Consider the following 2486-nt stretch of genomic DNA (forward strand, 5'->3'; position numbering starts at 1 on the left):
CTTTCAATATCGGAGAACAGAAAGTTTATCGATTCCAGTATAACTCTGAAAGAGAAGAGAAGAATGTCTTCCTTTGTTTCCAGAGGCAAGCTTTCCAGCCTTCTTAGCTCAGTCTTGATCTCTGCGACGGCAAGCTTCGACCGTGAAGGGTCTTCCAGATAATTCTCTAACCTTTCGGCGGTAATTCCAAAGAGATCGGCTATCTCGTCTGCACTTCGCCCTTCTGAAAGAATCCTTTTAAGGAACTCCTTCTTACTCATAAGATCACCTCTCTATTCAATTATATTACTTGTTTCTTCTAGGGAAAAATCTAATTTCCGATCTTGAGACCACCAAAAAGTCAGTCTTGTGTCGTTAGATAGGATCCTTGTTTATTTGATGGTGTATTAAAATGGTCTTGGGGGTGGGAATATGAGAAGAGTGATTCTCTTAGGGATCGTTTTCTTTTTCTCTTCTATTTCACTCGCTAGTGGGTTCTACATTGGATCTGGATTTAACGGTCTAGTTGAAGTCATTGCCGGGAATCAGGAGTGGAATATTAGAGTCATACCTGTCACCTCGTTATCGAGTGGAGGAATAGTTGCCGGTAAACTGATCTTCAATGTCCTTAGAGACAAAGGCTTTGCGGTGATTCCCGTTCTTCAACCGGGGGGTTATAGGGTGGTGGACACTTTTCATTGCGAAGCAATCGAAGTTAATATTGAGAGGCTAGAAGTCTTTGTAGCCGACGGGACACACGGGGTAGAAGTCTTTAAGTTCTATGGATCGTCCTTTTATAAACACATTCAGACAATACCATTGAAAGGCTGGGTAAACTCCCTAGCGTACCTGGGTGACTACTTGTTGGTTGGAAGCGAGCTTGATGGACTTTTCGTGATTCGGAGAGGGGAGAAGGGATTCGAGCTAATCGATCACATTTATCCCAGGTATGTGAGTGATCTGGAAGAGGGGGTAGTAGTAAACGCCATTACAGCCTGGGAAAACTCGTTTTATGTTGCAGCAGGAGAGAGAGGAGTAATGGTTTTTGAAATTGGTGACTCTGCTCTCGTCAAGAAAGCCGAAATTAAGGTTGGCTACGCAATGGATGTTTCAGTTAGTGATGGGGATTTGTTTGTGGTCGACTCGAGGGTTGATGAAATACTGGTTTTTGACACAAACAACTTTTCTCTTAAAGAAAGACACGTCGTAAACGGCAAATTAAGAGAGACCGTGCCGATAATCGACTGGCAAAACCACAATAAGCTCCTCGTATGTCGGCTTGATGATTCGGTTGCTGTAATTGACAGAAACACCTCTCAGGAGATTTTTTCCCTTAAGGGCAGCTTTTTTGGACTTGTTGAGGCTAGGTACTTCCTAGATCACCCCTTTCTCGATGAATGAAGAGACGCTCCACTGACAAAATACTTAGAGAGCGCAAGAAAGAGAATCAGCATGGGAATGCTTGCTATTGCTGCAGCCGCCATCATCGCTCCCTCGTTAGTATGTTTTTCCATGGCAAACTTCACAATGTACAGTGGGATTGTCTTCATTTCTTCACTCTGTGAGATCAAGAGAGGCCAAAGCAGGTTGTCCCACTGACTTCGAAATGTAAGGATGGCAAGTGTAGCAACTGCCGGAGCACTATTTGGCAGTATTATCTTCCAGAAGATGCTAAACTCGCCTGAACCATCTATTCTGGCGGCATCAATTATTTCATCGGGAAACGTTATCAAATACTGCCTCATCAGGAATATTCCAAAAGCGTTAACCATAAAGGGGAGTATCAGTCCAACATATGAGTCCTGGATCTTGAGTGATGTTGCAACGAGATACAGAGGAATCATAATGGCTTCGAAGGGGATCATCATGGTAGCCATGATCAAAAGGAACACTAGATTTCTCCCTTTAAAGGGAAACTTAGCCAGACCATATCCCGTCAACGCGGAAAGGAATACGGTAGAGAGTGAAACAGCTCCCGCAACTATGAATGAGTTGAGTATGTTCCTGGGGTAGATGAAACTGCCATCATTCCCCCTTATTGCTTGCCAGTAATTATCCAGGTAGAGATCCTTCGGGATCCAGGAATACGGCATCTTCAGGATATCTTTCGAGGGCATAAGCGAGGCCGTGAACATAAAGACTATGGGTGCAAGAATCACGATGGCTGTCACTATAAGGAAGGCCCATATCAAGACATCAACAACCACGGATTGTTTCCGAATTGTCTTCACAAGACACCTCCTAATAGTCTACTTCTCCACCTGATTTGCTTACTCTGAATTGAAGCCAGGTAAAGAAGAGCATTATGCCGAAGAGGATAATACTCATGGCGCTTGCTCTGCCAATGTCATGGTCTCTGATCGCCGTGTTGTATATGTTAAGGGTTATTACGTTTATTGGCTGGGTAGGAGCTCCCGATTGCGTGAAGAGATACTGGGTGCTGAATGTTTTCAGACACTGAAGCATAGACATAATCGACACTAAAACGGTTGTCGGTTTCAGCAAAG

The 2486-nt window shown here is 44.0% G+C and carries 2 protein-coding genes and 2 pseudogenes; 1 reads left to right on the forward strand and 3 read right to left on the reverse strand.

The window, feature by feature from the left end:
- A pseudogene (locus BG32_RS14015) lies at window positions 1-260 on the reverse strand (hypothetical protein); the annotation flags it as partial.
- 151 nt (window positions 261-411) lie between these two features.
- On the opposite strand from BG32_RS14015, the gene BG32_RS14020 reads away from it, so the two are divergent.
- On the forward strand, window positions 412-1380 hold the full coding sequence (locus tag BG32_RS14020; RefSeq protein WP_006492126.1) for a hypothetical protein: 969 nt from the start codon (window positions 412-414) through the stop codon (window positions 1378-1380).
- Here BG32_RS14020 and BG32_RS14025 read toward each other — a convergent pair.
- Window positions 1359-2210 carry a carbohydrate ABC transporter permease gene (locus BG32_RS14025; protein WP_006492127.1) on the reverse strand — a complete coding sequence of 284 codons (852 nt, stop codon included), beginning with the start codon at window positions 2208-2210 and terminating at the stop codon, window positions 1359-1361. The two genes, BG32_RS14020 and BG32_RS14025, sit on opposite strands and share 22 nt — an antisense overlap.
- Window positions 2211-2220: 10 nt before the next feature.
- Window positions 2221-2486, reverse strand: a pseudogene (locus BG32_RS14030) (sugar ABC transporter permease); the annotation flags it as partial.

It is taken from the genome of Mesotoga sp. HF07.pep.5.2.highcov (assembly GCF_003666285.1).
Lineage (GTDB): Bacteria > Thermotogota > Thermotogae > Petrotogales > Kosmotogaceae > Mesotoga > Mesotoga prima.

Coding starts and splice junctions, on each gene's coding strand:
- BG32_RS14020 (WP_006492126.1), top strand. CDS start 412: ATGAGAAGAGTGATTCTCTTAGGGATCGTTTTCTTTTTCTCTTCTATT.